Raw genomic sequence first — 24,080 nt, 5'->3', positions numbered from 1 at the left:
GATAAAACAACCGCAATGATGCCATGAGAGTTTGTAAAGCAAGTATTAAATAAAAGAGACAATTCTAAAAAGATTAATTAGTTATGATGCTCAATTCATAAATGATATATAGAGGATAATTAGATAGGTTAAATATGCAAAAAAATATTAAAATACGTTTAGATTCACTTGATGCACTACGTTATATTGCAGCTGTATTAGTTTTATTTTCACACCTTTTCGAGGTTTTTATAGTGCCTAAGCATGGATGGGGTTCTTTTGTTGGGAGTGCTGTTTCATGGGTTGGTATAATGGCAGTTCTATGTTTTTTTTACTTAAGTGGTTATGTAATAGCTTTTGCTACTGATTATAGCATAGCAAGCAAAAAATACTCATTTGGTAACTACTGTAAAAAAAGGTTCTTCAGAATATATCCAGTTGTCTGGGGCATGCTTATATATGCTTTAATAGTTATTTATATAATGAAGGCTTTTGATTTAAATGGTTTAACTGATAGAGGATTACATCTTAATGGGGATGTTTGGTCAGAGCCTAACTTTATAGGGTTTAAATACTTGTTATATTCAATTTTTTTACCTCCATCAGGATTTTATGGGGGATTTTTTGATTTACCATTATGGACTGTTTCTTATGAAATAGCTTTTTATATAATTTATGGTTTTATAATAAATTTAGTTCTCAAGTATGGTATTAAAAAATCTGTATTAATAATAGTGTTTATTTTGGGAGCATTGTTTACTTGGTATTGTATATTTATGCAACCTGATGATGTTTCTTTTCTCAATGCTATTTATTTATTTTCTTCAAATTTTCCTTGCTGGAATTTTTTTGGCTTTTTATTTGTTTGGCTTTTGGGAGTTGGATGTTTTTATTTTACAAAGCATTTGAAAAATAGGGTTTATTTATACATTGGAATAGCTACCATCTTAATTATTAATATTATATTATTTTTACATTATATATGTGATATTCCATTGGTATATAATCCATATCCTGGTTTGATAGATGATAGTTGTCCTTCTTTTTCAATTTTTATGACTTTAGCATATAGTTTTCCTATGTTACTATTCGTGTATTGGTTGCAATTTATAAAACTTCCGAAATACCTGATTTTTATAAGCGTTTTAGGGAAAAAGTATAGCTATACCTTGTATGCTAGTCATTTTATTTTATTAAACTTTGCTTTTGGAGTATTGTCTTCTTATCTTAATCAATATAATACATTGAATTTTATTATATTATTTATGGTATTATTCGTGCTAGCTAATGTTATTGCTTTTTATTTAGCAAAGATTCTTGAAAATAGAGACTTGTGGATTAAACTTTACGATAGTTTTTTTGAAAAATAATTCGGTTTATTTTTATGCAATTGAATATTTTAAACAAAATGTGTAAACAACTTGGTAATATTTAACTATTTATATAGTTTTATAACCTATTTGGTAAGCTAACTTATAGCATCACGGATTTCTTATCTTTGTTTTTTTTTGGTTAATATTCGTTATAAGGATTTATAAATTTAAGAATGATTATGATTGCTCTTTTTTTTAGAACAAATATTTTTTGGAAAATAGGTTAATAAATTTAGTATAAAATTATTTTATACGCCTCCCCACATACCACGTTCATAACCAGCTATTTGACCTAATTGAGTATGTAATCCTTCAGAATTGCCAATATTACTAAGGCCTTTTAGTTCGAATTCTAATAAATAGGTATTTGTTAAGCTACCTAATATATCTGGATTATTAGGATCATTGTTTGTATAAGCAGTGCCTTGCCACACAATTCTAGTAGCCCAAGATTTAGCATTGTATTGGAGTCCAGCAAAAAAGTTAGATATTTTCTTTTGTTCAAAGTTATAATTCCACAACGCCGCTATACCCCAGTGATCTGTTATATTTAACATTGTTGACAACGTTATTGTTTGTTGAGGCTTGGGCTTTACACCATTATTTATTTGTTCTTGAGTTAGGGCATCCCAGTTATTAGCAATATTATTATAAGAAACATTAAAAATATTTTCATTTTCATCTTTGTATGAGATTTGATAAACTTGATAGTCAAAATTATTACGAGTTGGTCTATAGTTTATCTGAGCAGATATATAAATCTCTTTGACTATCTGATATTCAAATGAAGACATAATAGGCGAAAAAGCATCCTTAGCAAATGTATCCATCATTTCTTTGTTGTTACATTTTGAGTCACCTTGACATAATGTTACTTTTCTATTAGCAAAATATGCCATCTGACCTATCTTTGCTGATGCAAGTGTAGAACCATCTTCATCATTAGTTGTTGAGGCTTCTAAAGCATATGTAAGTTGGTTAGCATTGTTGATTCTATCATAACCTGTAAAACGGTTTACTTGAAACATTTGTTCATACTGTTCATTTTGTAAGGATGTATCAAATAGAGGTATATTTGTTTGATCTTGATATGGTATATATGTATAGAACAATCTTGGATGAAGAGTTTGAGTGTATGAGGAGCCATCACTAGTTGTGTAATTACGATCAAAATAAGCTCCAGCATCAATGTTAAATATAGGTAAGACGCTAGTTACTGAATTTTGCTTAAACTTAATTGTATCTGTAGGCTTATTATCTAACTGATAGTAACGAATAGGAACCTCTAGAGAAGGATTTAAGTATCCCCAGCTATTATCAAGGATAGCTTTTATTTTAGGTGCTTCATATGATCTAAAAGCTGAAATATTTGTTCCTACTTCTGAACCTGCTGAGGGTCTGATCTCATGTGGAGCCTTATAAAAGTATGTATTGAGGCTGTCCATGCTTATTGTTAAATACTCTGGAGTATAACCTTCGGATGTGATATTAAATTTAAATTCAGGTAATTTTGCATATGGTATATTAGCTAAATCAATTTGTTCATTTACTATACCATAATCTAGGACTGTTAAACTTGAATCAATATAGTTATTACTATAGTTAATATCAAATTCTCTATCAAGTAATGTTTTTGTGACAAGATTAATATTACCAGCTGAGAAGTCATTATAATATTGTGAATCACTTACATAGTCGTATCGAAAGTTTGTTGTTATACCATTTTTGAAATCAGCTTGGCTTGACAGGGTAAAAGCCCCTCTCATTCCTCCAGATTTGAAGTCATAAGGTACTATAGATCCTTCAAACTGATTTTTTGTATATTCTGACATGTATCTAAAAGTGGCATTCTCCATTATCCCTCTTTCTGACCAAAGTACAGAGTTTAAAAGTAAATCATAATTTGGAGCAAGGTTGAAATAATAGGGTATTGCTACACCAAATCCAGAATTTTCATTCTGAAAGAAATCAGGAGTTAGAAATCCTGATTTTCTTTTATCACTAATAGGGTAAGAAAAGTATGGTATATACATCACAGGAGTGTTTTGAATTTCAAAGAAACCATTTTTAATATAAGCCATTTCTTTCTTAGTATCTATAATCATATTCTGAGTAGTTATTTTCCAAGCCTCATCATATGGATCACCAGTAGTTATATAGCCATTTGAAAACATTAGGTTATCATCTTTATCTTTTTTAAAAGATTCAGTATAACCTCTTAAATAGCCACTAAAATTGTTTCTGTTATAAATACGTGTATCGGGAGTTTGTTTAGGCATTCTGAAATAAGATTGACCAGCACTAAGAGTTTCATTATTCATATCTAAGTCTAAAGCTTCTGTACGTAGTACAATACCCGTTGATGGTTGTTTTGCTATCACATCACCTAGCATAACAAAAGATTTTATAGAGTTTTTATCATCATTAAAACTAACTATTGCATTATTTCCATAAAGCTCTTGATCACATTGTAATACCTCAACATTACCTGAAGCAACTAATGTGCCATCGGTCTCATATTCAGCTTTTGTGTAGTTAATATCTGTTCTCTTTGATTCGCACAATGCTTTGGTAAATTGATGATCATTATTATAATATCCACCAACTAAATAAGAGGGCTTATCAACCCAACCAAGGTCATTAGCTAGGGCTTTTTGTTTCTGAGATGATTTTAGCTTTTTATCAAAGACATTTTTTGGTTTTTTTGCACGTTTGCATGACCATTCCCCATTTACTGCTTTGCAACTCCATTCTTCTTTCTCAGGATTATTATTCATTATTCGAGCGGAATACATATCTGAAGTAGATAGTAAGAATATGATAAAAGCATAAATTGGCTTGATTTTCAGATAAGTCAATTTCATTTTTTATTAATTTGTGTAGTTTGATATTCTGTAATTTTTAAATACATAAATAGAGGAATATTTTCTAACATAATGTTATGAGGATATATTTTATTTGATTAGTTTTTATGTTTTAAGCACAAATCTGACTCGCTAGTGTGTGGCATTTGTGCATGAAAATGCTTATATGGAAATTTATGCTCAATTAAACAAATTTCTAAGGTTAATAAATATATAGAATTAAAGATTATCAAAAGTATAGTTCTACAGATTTATTATTTTAAATACTACTAGCCCATTAATAAGTGTTTTGTAGATTCAGAAATTAAATAAATTTATGTTTAATTTATAGCAAAACAACCAATTTGCCAGCTATATGAAACTCCACCAGACACCTTGGCATTGCTAACCACATAGGAAGTAGAAGCTCTGGTTTGGTAACTATACTCAGGGTATCGGGTATTAATATTTGTGTTTATACGTATTGGAATTTTTCCTTCGACAGACTTGTTGGTATTTGAGAAGCCACCAACAGAAAGAGTGCTAGCCTCTTCCGTCATTCCGTAGCCAGGAGAGCATCGCCATTCAAATTGTTCTTCACTTTTAACTTCTACAGCATCGATTCCGACAGGGAGCCCAAAACTTTGGAATGCGTTAACGATATCTGAGGCAGTTGCGCCTGTTTCAGGAGGCACCGAGTAGATAGCAGAGGTTGGGTAAATTATCGGTTGGCTACCAGTGGCAATAGTATGAGTAGAGACTTTAGTCGTATCGGTTGAACCATTAGGAGGAGTAGCGGTTAAAGTGATAGTATAGGTTGAGTCATAGTTTCCAAAAGTCACATCTGTAGAATTAGCAGTTGCATCATTAAATGAAGCAGTTGGATCAGAGCTCCATGTTAAAGTCCAATCATTAGTAATACCAGTATTAGATAAATCAGCAGTTACAGTATGTATAAGATCTTCATCAGAAGAAGCATCAGATACATTTATTTGTGGAGTGGTAGCGTTTTGAGTAACTAATTGTTCAGTTACTTGTCTAGTTTGTCCATCTTTAGTAGCTTCATACTTAACATTATATACTGTGCCTGTATATGGGAACTCTAGAGTAGCTGTATTACCAGTAACACTAGGGACCTCTACATCATTTATATACCATTTCTGAGTCCAGCTAGCATCAACATCAGTATTAGTTAGATCTGCTGTATAATTATACTCAAGAGGACTAGCGGTATTTGTATAACCTAAAGTTGGTTGGGTGGCATTACCCGTAGTAATAATTTGAGTTACACTAACAGGGTTTGCACCACTACCGGCAGGAGGGTTAGCAGTCAGAGTAACAGCATAATCAGTATTGTAAGAGTTCAAAGTAGCTACAGTAGTATCTTGATTCTCAGGAGAGAAAGAGCTATCGCTAGGGTTACTAGACCACTGTAGAGACCAATCATTAGTAATACCAGTATTAGTTAGATCAACAGATAGGTTAAAGTTTCTAGCATCTATAGCAGAGCCTTCTGTGATATCTGTAGGAGCAGTAGCGTTAGGGGTAGTTACACTTGAAGTAACTTGTCTAGTTTGGTCATCTTTAGTGGCGACATACTTAACGTTATAGTTAGTACCAGCTAATGCGAAGTCTAAAGTAGCAGCATCACCGGTAGCACCTGGGACCTCTACATTGTCGATATACCACTTTTGAGTCCAACTCCCATCAATATCAGTTTGGCTAATATTAGCAGTATAGTTTAGCTGTAGAGGATTAGCAGTGTTTTGATATGAGATAGTAGGCTGTATAGCAGCACCAGTGGTAATAGCTTTAGTTATAGAAACAGGATTAGCTGTAGATCCTTGAGGAGGAGTAGCAGTAAATGTTACATTGTAGTTGGTATTGTAGTTATCAAAGCTAACGTTAGTACTAGTTTGATCAGCAGCTGTAAAAGTAGCATTAGGATCACTAGACCATTGTAGAGACCAGTCATCAGTGATACCTGTATTAGTTAGATCAACAGCTAGTTCATATTCACGGACAGATATCTGAGTTCCTTCAGTTATATTTGCAGGAGCTCTAGCAGCTGGGGTGGTTATATTGATATTGGCTTGTCTAGTTTGATCAGCTTTAGTAGCGGTGTAGCTAACAGTATAGCTAGTGCTAGTTAAAGGGAAAGTATAATTAAGAGTAGTTAAGTTACCAGGAACTACTTGATCATTTACTTTCCAAACTATATTCCAATTATTATCAATACCAGTATTACTTAAATCAGCGGTGATTGTGTAGTCAATAGGGCTAGTAGAGCTTTGAGTTAAATCAGGCTGATCTTCCACTCCAGTAGTAATAGTTTGATTTAGGCTAACAGGGCTTAGACCACTACCAGCAGGAGGTGTAGCGGTGAAAGTTACATTATAGTTAGTATCATAGTTATCAAAACTTGCTCTAGTGTTGGTTTGATCAGCAGGAGAGAAATTAGCATTAGGAGTAGAGCTCCATGCTATAGTCCAATCATTAGTAATACCGGTATTAGTTAGATCGACAGAAAGATCATATTCTAAGTTACCTTGAGCAATTGCTTGAGAGATATTTTCAGGAGCTTTTGCTTGAGGAGTAGTTATATCAATACTGGCTTGTCTAGTTTGTCCATTTTTAGTAGCTATATATTTAACATTATAACTAGTACCAGTTAAAGGGAAAGTGTAGTTAAGAGTATTTAGGTTATTTGAAACTACTTGATCATTAACTTTCCAAACTATGTTCCAAGTATTATCGATACCGGTATTATTCAAATCAGCAGAGATTGTATAATCTAGTGGGCTAGTAGAGCTTTGAGTTAAGCCAGGCTGACTTTTAAAATCAGTAGTAATAACTTTAGTTATAGAAACAGGATTAGCTGTAGATCCTTGAGGAGGAGTAGCAGTGAATGTTACATTATAGTTAGTATTATAATCATCAAAGCTAACATTGGTACTAGTTTGATCAGCAGCTGTAAAAGTAGCATTAGGATCACTAGACCACTGTAGAGACCAATCATCAGTGATACCAGTATTAGCTAGATCAACAGATAATTCATAGTCACGAGGAGATGTTTGAGTTCCTTCAGTTATGTTTGCAGGAGCTCTAGCAGTAGCAGTAGTTATATTGATATTAGCTTGTCTAGTTTGATCACCTTTAGTGGCAGTATAGCTAACATTATAGCTAGTGCTAGTTAAAGGGAAAGTATAATTAAGAGTAGTTAAGTTACCAGGAACTACTTGATCATTTACTTTCCAAGTTATATTCCAAGAATTATCAATGCCGGTATTATTTAAATCAGCTGTGATAGTATAGTCGATAGGGCTAGTAGAGCTTTGAGTTAAATCAGGCTGATCTTCCACACCAGTAGTAATAGTTTGATTTAGGCTAACAGGGCTTAGACCACTACCAGCAGGAGGTGTAGCGGTGAAAGTTACATTATAGTTAGTATCATAGTTATCAAAACTTGCTCTAGTGTTGGTTTGATCAGCAGGAGAGAAATTAGCATTAGGAGTAGAGCTCCAAGCTATAGTCCAATCATTAGTGATACCGGTATTAGTTAGATCAACAGAAAGATCATATTCTAAATTTCCTTGAGCTTTAGCTTGAGAGATATTTTCAGGAGCTTTTGCATTAGGAGTAGTTACACTTGAAGTGACTTGTCTAGTTTGGTCATCTTTAGTAGCTACATATTTGACAGTGTAGTTAGTACCAGCTAATGCGAAGTCTAAAGTAGCGGTATCACCGGTAGCACCTGGTACCTCTATATTGTCGATATACCACTTTTGAGTCCAACTCCCATCAATATCAGTTTGGCTAATATTAGCAGTATAGTTTAGCTGTAGAGGATTAGCAGTAGTTTGATGTGAGATAGTAGGCTGTATAGCAGCACCAGTGGTAATAGCTTTAGTTATAGAAACAGGATTAGCTGTAGATCCTTGAGGAGGAGTAGCAGTAAATGTTACATTGTAGTTAGTATTATAATCATCAAAGCTAACATTAGTGCTAGTTTGATCAGCAGCTGTAAAAGTAGCATCAGGATCACTAGACCATTGTAGAGACCAGTCATCAGTAATACCGGTATTAGTTAGATCAACAGCTAGTTCATATTCACGGACAGATATCTGAGTTCCTTCAGTTATATTTGCAGGAGCTCTAGCAGCTGGGGTGGTTATATTGATATTGGCTTGTCTAGTTTGATCAGCTTTAGTAGCGGTGTAGCTAACAGTATAGCTAGTGCTAGTTAAAGGGAAAGTATAATTAAGAGTAGTTAAGTTACCAGGAACTACTTGATCATTTACTTTCCAAACTATATTCCAAGTATTATCAATACCAGTATTACTTAAATCAGCGGTGATTGTGTAGTCAATAGGACTAGTAGAGCTTTGAGTTAAATCAGGCTGATCTTCCACCCCAGTAGTAATAGTTTGATTTAGGCTAACAGGGCTTAGACCACTACCAGCAGGAGGTGTAGCGGTGAAAGTTACATTATAGTTAGTATCATAGTTATCAAAGCTTGCTCTAGTATTAGTTTGATCAGCAGGAGAGAAGTTAGCATTAGGAGTAGAGCTCCAAGCTATAGTCCAATCATCAGTAATACCGGTATTAGTTAGAGCGACAGAAAGATCATATTCTAAGTTACCCTGAGCTTTAGCTTGAGAGATATTTTCAGGAGCCGTAGCATTGGCAGTAGTGATATCTATACTAGCTTGTCTAGTTTGTCCATTTTTAGTAGCGGTATAGCTAACGGTGTAGCTAGTACCAGTTAAAGGGAAAGTGTAGTTAAGAGTATTTAAATCATTTGAAACTACTTGATCATTTACTTTCCAAGTTATATTCCAAGTATTATCGATACCAGTATTATTTAGATCAGCAGAGATTGTATAGTCAAGAGGGCTAGTAGAGCTTTGAGTTAAATCAGGTTGATCTTCAACGCCAGTAGTAATAGCTTTAGTTATAGAAACAGGATTAGCTGCAGATCCTAGAGGAGGAGTAGCAGTGAATGTTGCATTATAGCTAGTATCGTAATCATCAAAGCTAACATTAGTAGTAGTTTGATTAGCAGCTGTAAAAGTAGCATTAGGATTACTAGACCATTCTAGAGACCAGTTATCAGTAATACCGGTATTAGCTAGATCAACGGAAAGTTCATATTCTAAGTTACCTTGTACTTTAGCCTCAGAGATACTACTAGGAGCTTTAGCAGGAGCGGTAGTGAATTGTTTTTTAGCACTTCTTGTATATTTGCCATCAGGAGAGGAGGCGATATATTCTATAGTATATTGAGTACTAGTTTGTTCAAAGATATGATCTAATGTATCTGTAGTGCTAACAACTTCATCATTTATAAGCCATTTTCTATCCCAGCTAGATTCTATTATAGTGCCTGTAGTATCTACAGTAGCCTTATAGTGTAAAGGATTGTTATTAACACTATTTAAAGCAAAAGTAGGTTCTACAGCTTCTTGTCCAGTAGTATCAATATTTTTTGATATAGTAGCTACGGTAGTTCCTGCCACTTGAATATCAAGCTCTACATTATGATTGCCAGGTGTGTTGAAGTTGTATATAAGCTCAGAAGTACTTCCTCTTGCAATTTCAGTTCCATCTACTTTAACTATGTAGACAGCGTTTGAAGGTATTCCTGTAGCATCAGTGTTAATACTAAACTTATACTGTAATCCAGATAGGTTTTGAATATCTATAGTTGGAGTACCGTATTTTGAAGTTACTTGAGTAGAAGCTTCAAAAGATGATCCTTGAGGAGGGGTAGCAATAAGTTTAATAGTATATTCTTTACCATATTCAGGTAAGTCAAAACTTGTAGATAATCCTTGAGCAGTTACAGAGGTTCCTTCGACAGACCAAGTATAAGTTGTCCCTGCAGGTAAACCTGATTGGCTATTATCTACAGAGATACTTACGTTTTTGCCATTGATAACGATAGAGTTTGTATCTATTTCAGGTGCAAGCATTCCAGAGGTTATTTTTTGTTCAACGGTAATATCATTGATAGTTTCTGCAGTTACAACTAGTTTTATAGTATATTCTGTACTGGCGCTATCAAATGTATAGTTTACAGTTTCTCCGGAACCGATTTCATTATCATTCACATACCAAGTTAAAGTAGCATTTTCAGGAATTCCGGTATCAGACATATCAGCGGTAAAAGTATAATCTAGATCACTATTTTTCTTTACAGTGATAATAGGTTCTCCTATATTAGGAGTTACTACGGCATTTTTATCTATCTCGAGTCTAGTGCCATCAGGTTTTACGATAGTTCCATGGACATTTATATCTTGAGGACCTTCTGAGTCGTATACCCATCCTGTTGGGTTAGAGTTAAGAGTACATACTTCTCCTATACAAGGCATTAAGCCTTTATTCATTAATTGGTTGTTGGTAGCTAAATCTCCATTGTTTAGTTCCCAAGTTATTTTATCTTCAGGACCTGTTAGAGCTTCTCTTTTTACGACTCTATCTTTAGTAGCACCTAAGACATTTGTATATCTTCTAAGTTGGACGTCCTCAATAGCGATGCTACAGACTAGACCATTACATTCGCTTACTATTTGAGTTTCTTCGACACTTTCATTTTTACCGCAATCTGCGAGTAATAAAGCACCACTTAATAATGGTATAGATCTTAATAACTTCCTTTTCATAGATACCTCGAAATTTTTTTAATTAAAAGCTGTATAAAAGTTTTCTATCTTTAAAATATGGTTAATCCGAATGACACAAGTAAAATAAAACCTGTCATTCCGGACTTGATCCGGAATCTCCTAGCCAAAGTAAAGAGATCCTGAATCAAGTTTAGGATGACTGCATAAGATTACATAATACAGTCGGATTGACTATAAGCTAGACATTTTTCATACGTAATACTAAAGAACATTCTAATTGTTTGGTCGTTAAGAACTAAGCATATATTTGACTCAGTGCTGTGTGAGATTTATGCTTTATTTTGTTGTTTTTATATTGTGTTAGATGATAGGTAGCTTCCACTTATAAACTATAGACAATATTCTTGTAGTTAAGCCTATACCTATTATTATCGCGGCACTTAAATATAAGTTTATATTTAGGTATATAAACACAATATTCATTCCACCAACTATTCCTGCTACTGAGGCATATAGTTCAGATGTAAATGCAACGGGAATATCATTACAAATCATATCTCGCATAATTCCTCCAGCTACACCATTAAGAATTGCAATAACAATACCAACAATAAATACACTTAGAAAATGCATCTCAAAGACAGTAGTACATACATGATATGCTATGCTACTACCAATATATGCAAAGGCTATAAGACCTATAGAGTCAAGGATCAAGAATATGTTATAAAATTTATTTATATATTTTTGTGTGAAAATAGCAATTATTGAGAAAAATAGACAAATAACAATATAGTGTGGGTGTAGCATGATAGTTACAGGTAGATTGCCTAATAACACATCTCTTACTACACCACCTCCTAGAGCTGTTGTAAGAGCAATAGCAACAACACCAAAGGCATCCATGTTTCTTCTAGAAGAGGAAATAACCCCAGTCATACTTTCAGCGATTATTCCTAATAGAAACATTATGGTAAAAATTAATGGTCCTGTAATGCCAACATGGTACATTGCTATCTCCAATAGCCTAGTGATGGCTATATTTTAGAGATTATTTTTTAAAATTAAATGATTTTTGTAATAAGTTTTGCACAAATATTAGACGTACTCTTTTCTTTTAAAATATCAAAACCATCTAATGAGTATTTTGCATCTTTTTCAGTTTCAATATATATGATGGTACCTTTGGGTATAAGTTTATTTTCAAGTATTGAGTTTAGTGCTTTAGGAACTATATTTTTATTAAAAGGAGGATCAAGAAATATGATTACTTGAGAATCTTGAATGTCTAGCTTTGTAAGAGCTTTGATACTATCAGCCTTAGATATCTCAAAATTTGATATATCTAGAGTTCTTAAATTATCTTTGATTTGCTGTAAAGCTTTGAAGTTAAATTCATAAAATATAGCTTTCGCAGCACCTCGTGATAAGCTTTCGATACCTAAACTACCACTACCAGCAAAAGCATCAATACAGATACTATCGTGTATATAAGGAGTAAGCCAGTTAAATATAGTCTCTTTGAGTTGATCTGAAGTAGGGCGTAAGCCATTTATATTAGGGAATTTAAGTCTACGGTTTTTATATTTTCCAGAAATTACACGAATAGTGTTTGTTTTCACTGTTAGACATCTCCAACCATTACAGTTATAGATTTATTTTGTTGAATCTGTAAGAATGAATCATGTATTTGTGTAGCAGTTACATTATTGATATTTTCAACATAGGTATCAAAAAAATCTAAAGGAAGATCTTTATTTGCAATAGATGATAGCATATTTAGTTTTGAGCTATTTTTTACAGAGCTAAGTAAATGTGTGCCTTCAATATGTTTTTTAGAGTTTTCTAAGGTTTTATCATCCAATATACTTTTGATGAAGTTGCCATAAACATCGTTTATAGTTTCTAGAGCAAGCTTAGGATCACTAGTTTGAGCTGATATTACAAAGCTACCATAATCTGGATTAAGATTTGCATTACTACCAATATTATAAACTAGTCCAAGCTCCTCGCGAACTTTGTTAAATAGTAGCGAGTTTAGACCTCCGCCACCAAGTATTTCATTACCAAGTTTTAGTGGGAAATATAAAGGATTTTGAATATCTAGTAATAATTGATGTCCCATCAAAATAGATGTTTGTTTACTATCAAAAGTTTTTTTGATGGTCTTGGAATCATTTACTTGTTGGTTAAAAACTTGTGTGTTTTTAACGCCTTTAGGCAATGAGTTAATAATTTGTTGTGAAATATCTTTTGCTTGAGTTAATTCAACAGCTCCAACAATACAAATATTAGCATTATTTGCACAAATATATTTATTAAAAAAGTCAGCTATATCCTTAGAGCTTATATCTTTAACAGTACTTTCATAACCAATAACAGGGTGACTATAAGGGTTATTAGCAAAAATGTTTTTTGAGAACTCTAAAGACGCTAAATAGTTTGGCTGTTGATTTAAGTAATTTATATGAGTCAAAGTTTGTATTTTTTCTCTGCCTAATATGCTCTCATCAAAATCTGGAACTGTAAATATCTCATTAAGAATTTTGATAGTTTCATCAATAATCTGACTATCGTTTAGTAAACGAATTTTGATATTAAAGTATTCTTTAGTTGTTTCGGCATGTATTGATACACCAATGTCAGTTATCTTATTTATAAGCTCTTGCTCGCAGGAGATGTGTGTTCTTGTTGCAAACATACTTACAGCAAGATCTGCTAGGCCATGTAATTTACCATCAAATGCTGAACCAGCTCTAAAATTTAGCTGTATATCTAGCATTGGTAAGCTTTGTGATTTTTGAAAATAAATTGGTGTATCATCAATATTGAATTTTTGGATCATGTTTTAATCCCTTAATAAGTGCAAAGCTGCAAGGTTTTTTTGATTGAAATATTTATCAAGGACTCGATTTACATCTTGAACAGTCACATCATAAAGTTTTTCTAAATATTTATAGTAATCGACATCTAGGTTAATACTAGCGAGTGAACCGATAAGATTTGCTTGGGTTTCCAGTGAGTCCATAGCAAAAACTTTATCTGCTTTGATAGTAACTTTAGCTCTATTTAATTGCTCTTGAGATATCCCTGTTGTTTTTAAATCATGTATAGTTTTTTCTATTTTTTCTTGGATATTCCCAAGCTCTTGGCCATGGTTTGCTACGGCAGTGATAATAAATATATCTTCACCTTTTATATACGGTGAGTATTCACTATCGATATGACAACATAAATTTTCTTCACGTACTAGTTTTTGTTGTAATATTGAGGCATCAGCACTACCAAGAATATTATTTAAGATCATAAGAGCAAAAGGGTCATTTTTCTCATAATCTGTTGTCAGTGAAGGAGTGATATATCCTAGTATTGCAACAGCTGTGTCATTTGGAGACTTCTTAATTTGTGAGTGTCTATAACCAATATTTACTAAGCTAGATTCTTTAGTATGATCTTTTAGCGTTGATTTAGGGATATTGCCAAAATAGTCTTTTACCATAGCAATAGCTGAATCTTCATTGATATCACCAACTAAAACAATACTTGAGTTATTAGGCGCATAGTTTTGCTGATACCAGTCTTTTAGATTACTAAGAGTATAGTTTTCAATATCTTCACGCCAACCAATAATGGGTGTATGGCGTGAGTTATTTTGATAAGCAAGTTTCATAAATTGCTCAAAAGCATAGCTAAAAGCCTTATCATCAACACGTAAATTGCGTTCTTCTAATACAACTTTTCTTTCTGGAATAAACTCATTCTCATCAAATAGTAAACTTGCCATACGCGAAGATTCTATAGATAAACTAAGCTCCAGATTTTTTTTATGCCAAAACTGATAATAAGCAGTGTAGTCAAAGCTTGTAAAAGCATTTTGGATACCACCATTATTTTCTACAATGCTATTTAAATCATCTTTTGAGTATTTGTCAGTACCCTTGAACATCATATGCTCTAACATATGTGATATGCCAGTAAGTTTTTGAGGCTCATATGTTGATCCAACTTTGTACCATATCTGTGATAGAATAACTGGAGCTCGAGAGTCTTTTTTTATGTATATATTTAAATCGTTATTTAGAGATTGTTTTGATATGTTCATATATTAATTAAGTTTCTTTTGACTTTATGAATAGGTAAATTAGTAATATTAAAGCTATCGCTGTTGGTCCTGCGGCTCCAAATATTGGCGGGATATGCAATATTAAAGCAATAGGGCCAAAAATCTGGTTAATAATAAAAAAGGCAAAACCAAAGAAAGCTCCAAGTATCAACTTAATTATTAACGTTGATGATCTTGTTGAGCCGATACTTAATGGTACTGATAATAATATTAAAACCATTAGAGATATTGGTTGGAAGATTTCTTGCCAAAATTTTAAAGCTATTGCTGTGTCGTTAGTTTGACCTCGTGAAAACATATACTTACTCAATTGAGTGAAGTTTAAATAGTCATCATCATTAATGGTAATTACTTGAGCTACTGATATTGGTATTGGATTTGACCAGTTTGTTTTATTAATACCACTTTCTATATCAATGTGTTTTTGTCGTTCTGTAGTCGGAAATGTAACTTTACTTATGTCGTATACATCAGCAACAGTATCGTTTGTATATCTTGCTGTTTGAGCATAACGTATTTGTGTAATCTTATTATCTTTTATAATAAATTTTCTAATACCATGAGCTTTTCTTTCTTGTGGGTCAATATTAGAAATATTCATTAGACCATCTTTGTTTTTAAACCATAAATCATGGGTATTGTATGCAACAGTATTGGTATCTGATATTTTTTGAAGTACAGGAGCTATATATCCACCAAAAACCATTGTGACTAAAGAGCCGATTATACCAACTAAAACAACCCCTTTAGCTATTTGAAACGTTGAACGTCCAGATGCCCTAAGAATAATTATCTCAGAATGGTTTGCAAGTAGACTAAGTCCCATAAGAGCACCAACCATAGCACATGCAGGTAGTAAGGTATAAAGTATCCCAGGTAGTTGATAAAAAGTATTTATAATTAATTCAATATTACTTGCACCACTGCTATTGTTACTTACTTGAGCAAGATATGTAAATATAAAGAAAAGAATACAAAATATTATCGTAACTATTAGAAAGCTACCAAATACAGTTTTAAAAATATAACGATCTATACGGTTTAATAACATTCTTTATCCTTTCCTAGACGATCCGTTTTGTTTTCTAATGGCTCTAATAGCAAATATTATAAATACTATATGAGGTAACCATGCACCTATCCAAACAGGTATGGAGCCATTAGTCATGCAAGTATTAATAAACATATTTGTACATAAGTATATAGCTAATACTACAACTGCTGGTAGCAGCTTCGCATATTTATTTTGTCTTGGTCTTAAACGACAAAGAGCAAGAGCAATTAGAGAAGCTACTAATACAGCTAAAGAGTTATTTATGCGTGAAAAAAACTCTCCCTTGCATGCAGTTGCAAGTTTCGAATCTTTATTATCAAAGTTCTCTATTAAAGAATGCATATAGTATCTATCAACTCTTCTATGATCAAAATCTCTAATAGTATCGTCATAGATTGTATAAATAGCTTTATCAGCTTTACCATAGCTTGTTTCAAAGTTCTTTGGATTTCTTGTATAGATATTTACATCTTTAAAATCAACATAAGCTGCTTTTTTATTTGAATCTATTTGTGCATTAGGAGCTGTAATAACTTTGTATTCATTATCTTTTGCGGTTTTTTGATATAAAAACACATTGTGTAAATTACTTCCTGATTTATCTTTTATATATAAAACTCTTCCATCTGGGATTTTTATAATTTTATCGTCAGTTACCGATGATAAGAGTGCTTGAGCTGATAAGGATGATTGATATATATCTAAAGTTTGTTTTGAAAGAGGAGTTAGATACATTGTTGTTGCTAGAGTTATAATAGTTAGTACCACAGCAGGCTTTAAGGTATTTTTAACTATTTCCATCCATGTTACACCACCTGCAAGAGTTACAAACATCTCGTTGTTGGAGAAGTATTTACCAAAACAAATGACAATTGCTAGAAACATTGCTATTGGAGCTATGAGACTTACATTTTCAGGTAGTGTTAAAATAACAAATTTTATTATCGAATCTATTCCTAGACCTCTTGAGTAAGCTTCATGGAAAAGCCTAATAAGAAGGTTGGCAGATACTATCGATATTATGAATAAAGTTATAGATGTGAATGTGTTAACTATATCTCTATTGTAGTATTTTTCTAGAATCAAAGCTTAGCTCTATTTTATAATAAAAAATTAAACTAACACTAATTTTATATTTTTTATAAGCAAAAGTCAGTAGTTAACAATTAGCCGCACTTAAATTTTAATGTTTTAGTTATGGTTTTTTGTTATTATGTTTCTAAAATTTATTTTAAAATTACAAACGGAGCGTAAATGAAACTGGTAGTAAATAGTCAGGCAACGACGTCTGCTGAGATATTAATAGTAGCGCAAGAAAATTTACAAAAACTTATTGACGAGACAAAATGTCCGAATTCTAAATCTTTGTTAGATAGAAAGGTCTTTAAAGCAACTTCTGGAGAAGTTTTACCTCTGTTGCATACAGATAAAACAGTTGTTCTTTTAGGACTTGGTTTAAGACAGGATTTCTTGTTTTCTGAGTATGACAAAATAATATCAAAAGCTGCAGAGCAACTAAAGAAACTCAATATAAAAGAAGTTTCGGTAAATATTGATTACGCATTTGAAAGTGGTGATGCTAAGCAACTTACACTAGATACTGTAAGAGCGCTTATATCAGAGACTTATGTTTTCGATCAGTTAAAATCAAAAAAAGAAAATTATTCATTAGAGCATATTGAACTAGTTTATTCTGGAGAGCAAGATATTGAAGAAGCTGCTAAGATTGGCTCAGTTATTGCTTGTGGTCAAAATTATGCTAAAGATCTACAGAATTTACCTGCAAATATTTGTAATACAGACTATATGTTAAATGAAGCTAGAGAACTTACATCTAGGTATGAAACGTTTAATTTAGATTATTTAGATCAGGATGATATGGCTGAGCTAGGTATGGGATGTGCTTTGGCTGTAGGCAGAGGCTCTGACATGTCTAATTATACTGTTTGTATGGAGTATAATGGTGGTGAAGAAGGTCAAGCTCCGATAGTTTTAGTAGGAAAGGGTCTAGTCTTTGATAATGGTGGTATATGTATTAAGCCTGCAGCCGGTATGAGCACTATGAAAATGGATATGGGTGGAGCTGCAGCTGTAATGGGTATTATGAAAGCATTGGCCATGCTTAACTTACCGATTAATGTGGTGGGTGTAATGGGACTTGCTGAAAATGCTGTTGATGCTAGATCTTATAGACCTGGTGATGTACTTAAGAGTATGAAGGGTATAACAGTTGAAGTAAGTAATACTGATGCTGAAGGTAGGTTAGTATTATGTGATACGCTGACTTACGTTGGTAAGTACAAGCCAAAAGCTGTTATAAATATGGCGACTTTAACAGGTGCTATGATAGTATCTCTTGGAGATGCTTTCTCCGGTTTAATGGCAAATAGTGATAAGCTAGCAAATAGTTTACAGCAGGCTGCTAACGCATCTAATGATCTTGTGTGGAGATTACCTTTACATAAGCCATATCTTAAAAAATTAGATAGTAAAGTAGCAGATATAGATCATGCAAATCATGACAGAGCAGCAGGGTCAATATGTGCGGCTTTATTCTTATCAAAATTCACAGAAGATTATGAGTGGGCGCATCTTGATATTGCAGGTTCTGCAATGGGAGATTTCATTAATTGCAAGGCTACAGGTAGACCAGTACCCTTATTAATTCACTATTTACTATCTCAAGCGAAGTAGAGTTCTACTCAACCTATACGATTATAGCATGAAAAAACAGGTTTTTGTTTTGATCGTTTTTTTGAAAAATATAATAATATATCATTAATAGTATTATTTTTTGGTCAGCTTTTACGAAAGATTTAATAATAAAGATTTAAAAAAGTTTGATTTTAAGAGATACTCTTAAAGAAAATAGTGTTTGTTTTGTTGAATTCTAAGCAAACAATTTATCTTTTACGATATGAAAAAAATAGAACGTAGGAATTCTTTATGTCAGATATAAAACAACCAATGTCCTTGTATCCTCTTTCTCTTACAGAAATGTGGGAACGTTATGGATTCTATACAATTCAAGCGCTTTTACTTTTATTCTTACTTGATCATTTGCGAATTGATAGTACTGATGCATATATAATAACAGGGACATTTACTGCTATATCATATATCTCACCATTAATAGGTGGTTATATTGCAGATAGATTAATTGCTCAGCGAATGGCGGTGATGCTAGGAATTTTTTTTCTTGGTATTAGTTATGCTATTTTTAGCATTTCTATAAATAGTCTTGATGCTGTTTATATTGCTCTTACAGGTGCTGCTATTGGTACAGGGTTGTTAAAACCTAATTTGGCATGTTTAATTGGAGGACTTTATAAACCTGGTGATAAACATAGAGATAGTGGGTTTAGTATTTACTACGCTTTAATGGCATTCGGTATAACATTAGGTTCTTTTATACCGCAATGGGTACAAGAGCATACAGACAATTGGAGTGATCCTTTTATCTTAGCATCAGCAAGTATGCTGTTTGCTTTTGTTTTATTAATGGTATCTGTTTTCTTTTTTAAAGTTCAAGATATAAGAAAAACAAGATTCCAATTTAAAAATATTATTAAAGCACTTCTTATTTGTGGTATTACTTGGGTGGCGTTTTATTTGTTTTTTACCATATATACACTTGCTCTTATAGCGTTTGGTGGATTAGTGTTTTTTAGCATTGGTAGTTTAATATATTTTGCTATTAAAGAAGTTGGTATACAAAGAAAGAGAATTTTTGTGATTTTGTTTCTCTGTGTAATATCAGCTATTTATTGGATGTTATATTTCCAAGTTTTTTTGTCTTTGGTTGTTTTTATTTCATATTGTGTCAGTAAAACATTTCTTGGTTTTAATTTTTATGAATCTTATTATATTGCAGTAGAATCAATTGGGTTGGTTGTTTTAGGGCCTCTACTAGGAATTTTATTTAAGCGTTTTTATCATAAGATGCCTTCAGTTGATAGTAGTATAAAATTCTTTTTAGCAATGTTAACTATCACTTTTTGTTTCTTCTTTTTATATTTGGTTGTTTCTTTTAGTAATCAAACAGCCCTAATAAAGCCAGCGTTAATTTTGTTTGTTTATGTGTCGGTAGCTGTTTCTGAGATTCTATTATCACCAGTAGGTCTTTCGATGGTTACAAAATTATCGCCACCAAGAATTGTTTCATATATGATGGGAATATTCTATGTATCTCTTGGCATAGGAGGGTATCTAGGTGGATGGTTAGCGAAGATAGTGGTAATACCTGAGAGAATTCAGGATAGCTTTCAAGGAAAAATTAGTAGTTCTCAAATTGTTGTTTTAAAACAGACTTTCTCAAATGCTTTTTTATGTTATGCACTTATTGGTTTTGTTACAGTGTTATTTAGCTTTATTTTGGTTCAATGTTTGAGAAGATGGATGGTTCTTCCAGAGAAAAGCTTAGTTAATTAGCTTGATAAGTAGTAAACTGTTTACCAATTATAAATGTTTGTATTGCTAAATATAGGTTAGGGTAATTTGGTGGCAACATTTTTAGATATTTTTATTTTGAAGTAATTTCATTTTTCTCTAGTATATTTTCTCATATGTGATAAAATACGACTGTAATTAAATTCAAACTCTAGACTTTAATTACGGAGATCAATAATGTTAAGAATTACTCAAGAAGCAATCACTTTTGATGATGTATTGCTTTCACCTAGATATTCAAATGTTTTACCTCATCAGGTTGACTTGAAAACAAATATAACTAGAGATATCAAACTAAATATTCCTCTAGTGTCAGCTGCAATGGATACAGTTACGGAGTCTCGCTTAGCTATTTCTATAGCTCAAGAGGGCGGTATAGGTATTATCCATAAAAATATGTCTATAGAAGCTCAAGCTCAAGAAGTTAAAAAAGTAAAAAGATTTGAGAATGGTATGGTAATAGATCCTATTACAGTTAAGCCAGAAAGCTCAATTAAAGAAATAATGCTATTAGCAAGAGAGCATAACTTCTCTGGATTCCCTGTTGTAGATCAAAATAATCACATTGTAGGAATTGTTACAAGACGTGATTTTAGGTTTGCTAAAGATTTAGATGAGCCAGTTAGCTCTATAATGACTACTAAAGAGAAGCTTGTTACTGTTGCTGAAGATGCTTCTCAAGGATCTATCAAAAAGAGTTTACATGAACATAAAATTGAGAAACTTTTAGTTGTAGATAATAAAGGTGAACTTGTAGGTTTAATCACAACGAAAGATATTGAAAGATCACAAAATAAACCAAATGCTTGTAAAGATTCTTTAGGTCGATTAAGAGTTGGCGCAGCAGTAGGAACAGCAGAAAATACTAAGGAGCGTGTTGCAGCTTTAGCAGCTGAAGGCGTTGATATTATAGTTGTAGATACTGCTCATGGACATTCCCAAGGTGTACTTGATATGGTTAAATGGGTGAAAGATACTTATCCTAAGATTCAGGTTATCGGTGGTAATATTGCAACTGCTGAAGCAGCTAAAGATTTAGTTGAAGCTGGAGCTGATGCGGTTAAAGTTGGTATTGGTCCTGGTTCGATATGTACAACAAGAATCGTTGCAGGTGTTGGGGTGCCACAAATTACAGCGATATCTAATGTTGCCGAAGCTTTAGAAGGTACTGGAGTCCCAGTTATTGCTGATGGTGGAATTAGATTTTCTGGTGATATTGCAAAATCTATTGTTGCTGGAGCATCTGTCGTTATGATTGGAGGGCTTTTTGCTGGCACAGAAGAATCTCCTGGTGAAGTAGAACTTTTCCAAGGTCGTTCATATAAATCTTATCGTGGTATGGGGTCACTTGGTGCTATGGAGCAAGGATCTTCAGATAGATATTTCCAAAGTAATACAGACTCTAAAAAATTTGTTCCTGAAGGTGTAGAAGGAAGAGTACCTTACAAAGGTTTACTTTCAGCGGTTATTCACCAGTTAATTGGAGGACTAAAATCTAGTATGGGATATACTGGATCGAAAGATATTCAAACGATGCGTACACAGCCAACATTTGTCCAAATTACAGGTGCTGGATTTAATGAATCTCACGTTCATAATGTGACAATTACAAAAGAGCCACCAAATTATCAATCTTAGTTTTGTTTCTTGATACTTATTCTTAAAAGAATCAATATATATTTAGTTCTATTTCATAAATTATATTTAGTAATTATCTTATTGTAAGATAATTTAAAATTTCTTTAGCTAATCTGAAAAATACCTATAACTAATTATCTAGATACAGTAAAATAATTAACAATATATAAGATAAAAAATATAAGTTTCTATGAAAAATGAAAAACCTAATTTTGAAGATGTTACTGAGGCTCTAAAAGTAATGCAGGCTTTGAGCTCTGCTTCTGAGGCTCATGGCTTACTTTGTGCACTTTTTAGTTTTGGTGCGGAAGTTAAATTTACCGCATGGTCTGATTCTTTGATGACAAAAACGATTGAGGGAGGAGATTTAGTTGCAGCTTCAGCGTTAAAAACTATGAAAAAACTTTATGATTATACCAAGTCTCAATTTGATGAGAAAGGCCTAAGTTTTGATCTATTTATTCCTGAAGATAATGAGCCTCTAAGCTATAGGGCTGAGGCGCTCACTTATTGGATAAAGGGCTTCTTATCTGGGGTTGGCTTATTTGGTTTAGACTTTGAAAACTCAAAAGACAAAGAAGTCAAAGAGGCAATTCATGATCTAATGCAAATATCATATATGGATTATGATTCTTTAGGTCAAGATGAGAGTTGTGAAGATGATTTTATGGAATTACTTGAATATACAAAAGTCGCAGTTCTACTTATAGATAGTGAAAAAGTTTGAGATTTAAAATGAATATTAAATATGATGTGGCAATCGTGGGAGGAGGGATAGTTGGTTTATTAACTTCTCTAGCACTTGCAAAAACTGGTTGTAAAATTATTCATATTGAAAAAGATCAACTACAAGTTAAAAATGATAATAGAAGTATTGCAGTATCTTACTCATCAATAGCATTTTTAAATACCCTCGGCTTATGGGATAGAGTTGCAAGTACGACTCAAGTTATTAAGGAAGTTCATATTTCTGATAAAGGTAGATATGGAAGAGCAGAGATATTTGCTAAAGATGAAAATTTACCATTTTTAGGAGCTATTGCGCCGATGCGAGAGCTTTTGGCTGTTGCTTTACAAAGTGTTACTGAGAGTCCAAATATTATTAAATCTTTTGAGACTAATGTTACCAATCTTAAGAAAGAAGCGGATGAATATTCTTTAGTAGTTGAAAAACAAGGGCAAAAAAGCACTATACGGGCAGGGTTAATAATTGCTTGTGATGGTGCAAATTCAAGTATGCGCAAAATGCTAGATGTTGATGCACAAACTACTGATTATAAGCAGGATGCAGTTGTTTTTGATATTCAAACAGATTTGGATAATGAAAATACCGCATATGAGAGATTTATGACAGATGGAGTGCTTGCAATGCTTCCTAAGTCAAAGACTACTATGGGATGTGTTTGGACTGTTGATCGACAAGATTCAAAGGTAAAGTTGAATTTAGATAAAAAAGAATTTGAAGAGCTAGTACAAGATAGGTTTGGGTATAGATTAGGTGAAGTTAAGGTTGCCACAAAACCTGCAGTTTTTCCCTTATATCTTGTTCAGTCAAATGAAGTATATAAAGATAATGTATTATTTTTTGGTAATGCATTACATTTTTTACATCCAGTATCTGGTCAAGGCATGAATTTGAGTATTCGTGATATTGGGTTTTTGTATGATTTAATTAATAAACAGGTCACTGAGCAGAGTCGAAGTGCTTCTGATATATTTAATCCTTTTGAGATAAAAATTATCTTGCAAGAGTTTGAGAAAGTTAGAAAGCCTGATCATGATAGAACAATTAATATAACACACGGCTTTGTGAAATGGTTTGTCTCAAATGATCGTAAATTGGTTGCAAGTAGAAATGTAGGTTTACACTTATTACAAAGAAGCAAATTAGCTAAGAAAGCTTTATCGCGAGTAATGATGGGCAAGCTTACAAAAGGTTCAACTTTGATGAGAAAGGTGGTTGAAGATGAGTAACTTTTTTAAGAATCAGTA

13 protein-coding genes and 1 pseudogene are annotated in these 24,080 nt (G+C 32.8%); 6 read left to right on the top strand and 8 right to left on the bottom strand.

Annotated elements, in window-relative coordinates; all coding sequences use genetic code 11:
- Positions 1–134: 134 nt before the first annotated feature.
- Positions 135–1,349 carry an acyltransferase family protein gene (locus F7310_RS07035; RefSeq protein WP_072712795.1) on the top strand — a complete coding sequence of 405 codons (1,215 nt, stop codon included), beginning with the start codon at positions 135–137 and terminating at the stop codon, positions 1,347–1,349.
- Between the two features lie 251 nt (positions 1,350–1,600).
- On the opposite strand, the gene F7310_RS07030 is transcribed toward F7310_RS07035, so the two are convergent.
- The 8 genes and pseudogenes from F7310_RS07030 to lptF all read right to left on the bottom strand — a co-directional run bounded on the left by F7310_RS07030 (position 1,601) and on the right by lptF (position 17,087).
- Complete coding sequence (locus F7310_RS07030) at positions 1,601–4,147, bottom strand: LPS-assembly protein LptD (RefSeq protein ID WP_193790878.1); 2,547 nt, start codon at positions 4,145–4,147, stop codon at positions 1,601–1,603.
- A gap of 389 nt (positions 4,148–4,536) precedes the next feature.
- Positions 4,537–10,863 carry a hypothetical protein gene (locus tag F7310_RS07025; RefSeq protein ID WP_072712793.1) on the bottom strand — a complete coding sequence of 2,109 codons (6,327 nt, stop codon included), beginning with the start codon at positions 10,861–10,863 and terminating at the stop codon, positions 4,537–4,539.
- A gap of 321 nt (positions 10,864–11,184) precedes the next feature.
- On the bottom strand, positions 11,185–11,835 hold the full coding sequence (locus tag F7310_RS07020; RefSeq protein ID WP_072712792.1) for a trimeric intracellular cation channel family protein: 651 nt from the start codon (positions 11,833–11,835) through the stop codon (positions 11,185–11,187).
- A 33-nt stretch (positions 11,836–11,868) separates the two neighbouring features.
- Positions 11,869–12,446: pseudogene (gene rsmD, locus F7310_RS07015) on the bottom strand (16S rRNA (guanine(966)-N(2))-methyltransferase RsmD).
- 2 nt (positions 12,447–12,448) lie between these two features.
- Entirely contained in the window at positions 12,449–13,669 is a 1,221-nt protein-coding gene (locus tag F7310_RS07010; protein WP_072712789.1) for a M16 family metallopeptidase, read from the bottom strand.
- A gap of 3 nt (positions 13,670–13,672) precedes the next feature.
- On the bottom strand, positions 13,673–14,926 hold the full coding sequence (locus F7310_RS07005) for a M16 family metallopeptidase (RefSeq protein ID WP_072712787.1): 1,254 nt from the start codon (positions 14,924–14,926) through the stop codon (positions 13,673–13,675).
- A gap of 7 nt (positions 14,927–14,933) precedes the next feature.
- Positions 14,934–15,998: an LPS export ABC transporter permease LptG gene (gene lptG / locus F7310_RS07000; RefSeq protein ID WP_072712786.1), complete on the bottom strand. Its 1,065-nt coding sequence runs from the start codon at positions 15,996–15,998 to the stop codon at positions 14,934–14,936.
- Between the two features lie 3 nt (positions 15,999–16,001).
- Positions 16,002–17,087: an LPS export ABC transporter permease LptF gene (gene lptF / locus F7310_RS06995; protein ID WP_072712784.1), complete on the bottom strand. Its 1,086-nt coding sequence runs from the start codon at positions 17,085–17,087 to the stop codon at positions 16,002–16,004.
- A 168-nt stretch (positions 17,088–17,255) separates the two neighbouring features.
- On the opposite strand from lptF, the gene F7310_RS06990 reads away from it, so the two are divergent.
- The 5 genes from F7310_RS06990 (at position 17,256) to F7310_RS06970 (ending at position 24,062) form a co-directional block, all read left to right on the top strand.
- The gene (locus F7310_RS06990; protein WP_072712783.1) at positions 17,256–18,695 is read left to right on the top strand and encodes a leucyl aminopeptidase; all 1,440 of its coding nucleotides are present in this window, start codon (positions 17,256–17,258) and stop codon (positions 18,693–18,695) included.
- A 252-nt stretch (positions 18,696–18,947) separates the two neighbouring features.
- The gene (locus F7310_RS06985) at positions 18,948–20,432 is read left to right on the top strand and encodes a peptide MFS transporter (protein WP_072712781.1); all 1,485 of its coding nucleotides are present in this window, start codon (positions 18,948–18,950) and stop codon (positions 20,430–20,432) included.
- Between the two features lie 195 nt (positions 20,433–20,627).
- Positions 20,628–22,088 (top strand): IMP dehydrogenase, encoded by a 1,461-nt coding sequence (guaB, locus tag F7310_RS06980; RefSeq protein WP_072712780.1) that lies wholly within the window; start codon positions 20,628–20,630, stop codon positions 22,086–22,088.
- A 190-nt stretch (positions 22,089–22,278) separates the two neighbouring features.
- Complete coding sequence (locus F7310_RS06975; RefSeq protein ID WP_072712778.1) at positions 22,279–22,815, top strand: UPF0149 family protein; 537 nt, start codon at positions 22,279–22,281, stop codon at positions 22,813–22,815.
- An 8-nt stretch (positions 22,816–22,823) separates the two neighbouring features.
- A complete protein-coding gene (locus tag F7310_RS06970) occupies positions 22,824–24,062 on the top strand; it encodes an FAD-dependent monooxygenase (RefSeq protein ID WP_072712776.1) in 1,239 nt (412 codons plus the stop codon).
- Positions 24,063–24,080 lie beyond the last annotated feature (18 nt).

This window comes from Francisella uliginis (genome assembly GCF_001895265.1).
GTDB classification, from domain to species: Bacteria; Pseudomonadota; Gammaproteobacteria; order Francisellales; family Francisellaceae; genus Francisella; species Francisella uliginis.
The sequence above is the reverse complement of the archived record's forward strand: the minus strand, read 5'-3'. Positions and strand labels throughout refer to the sequence as shown.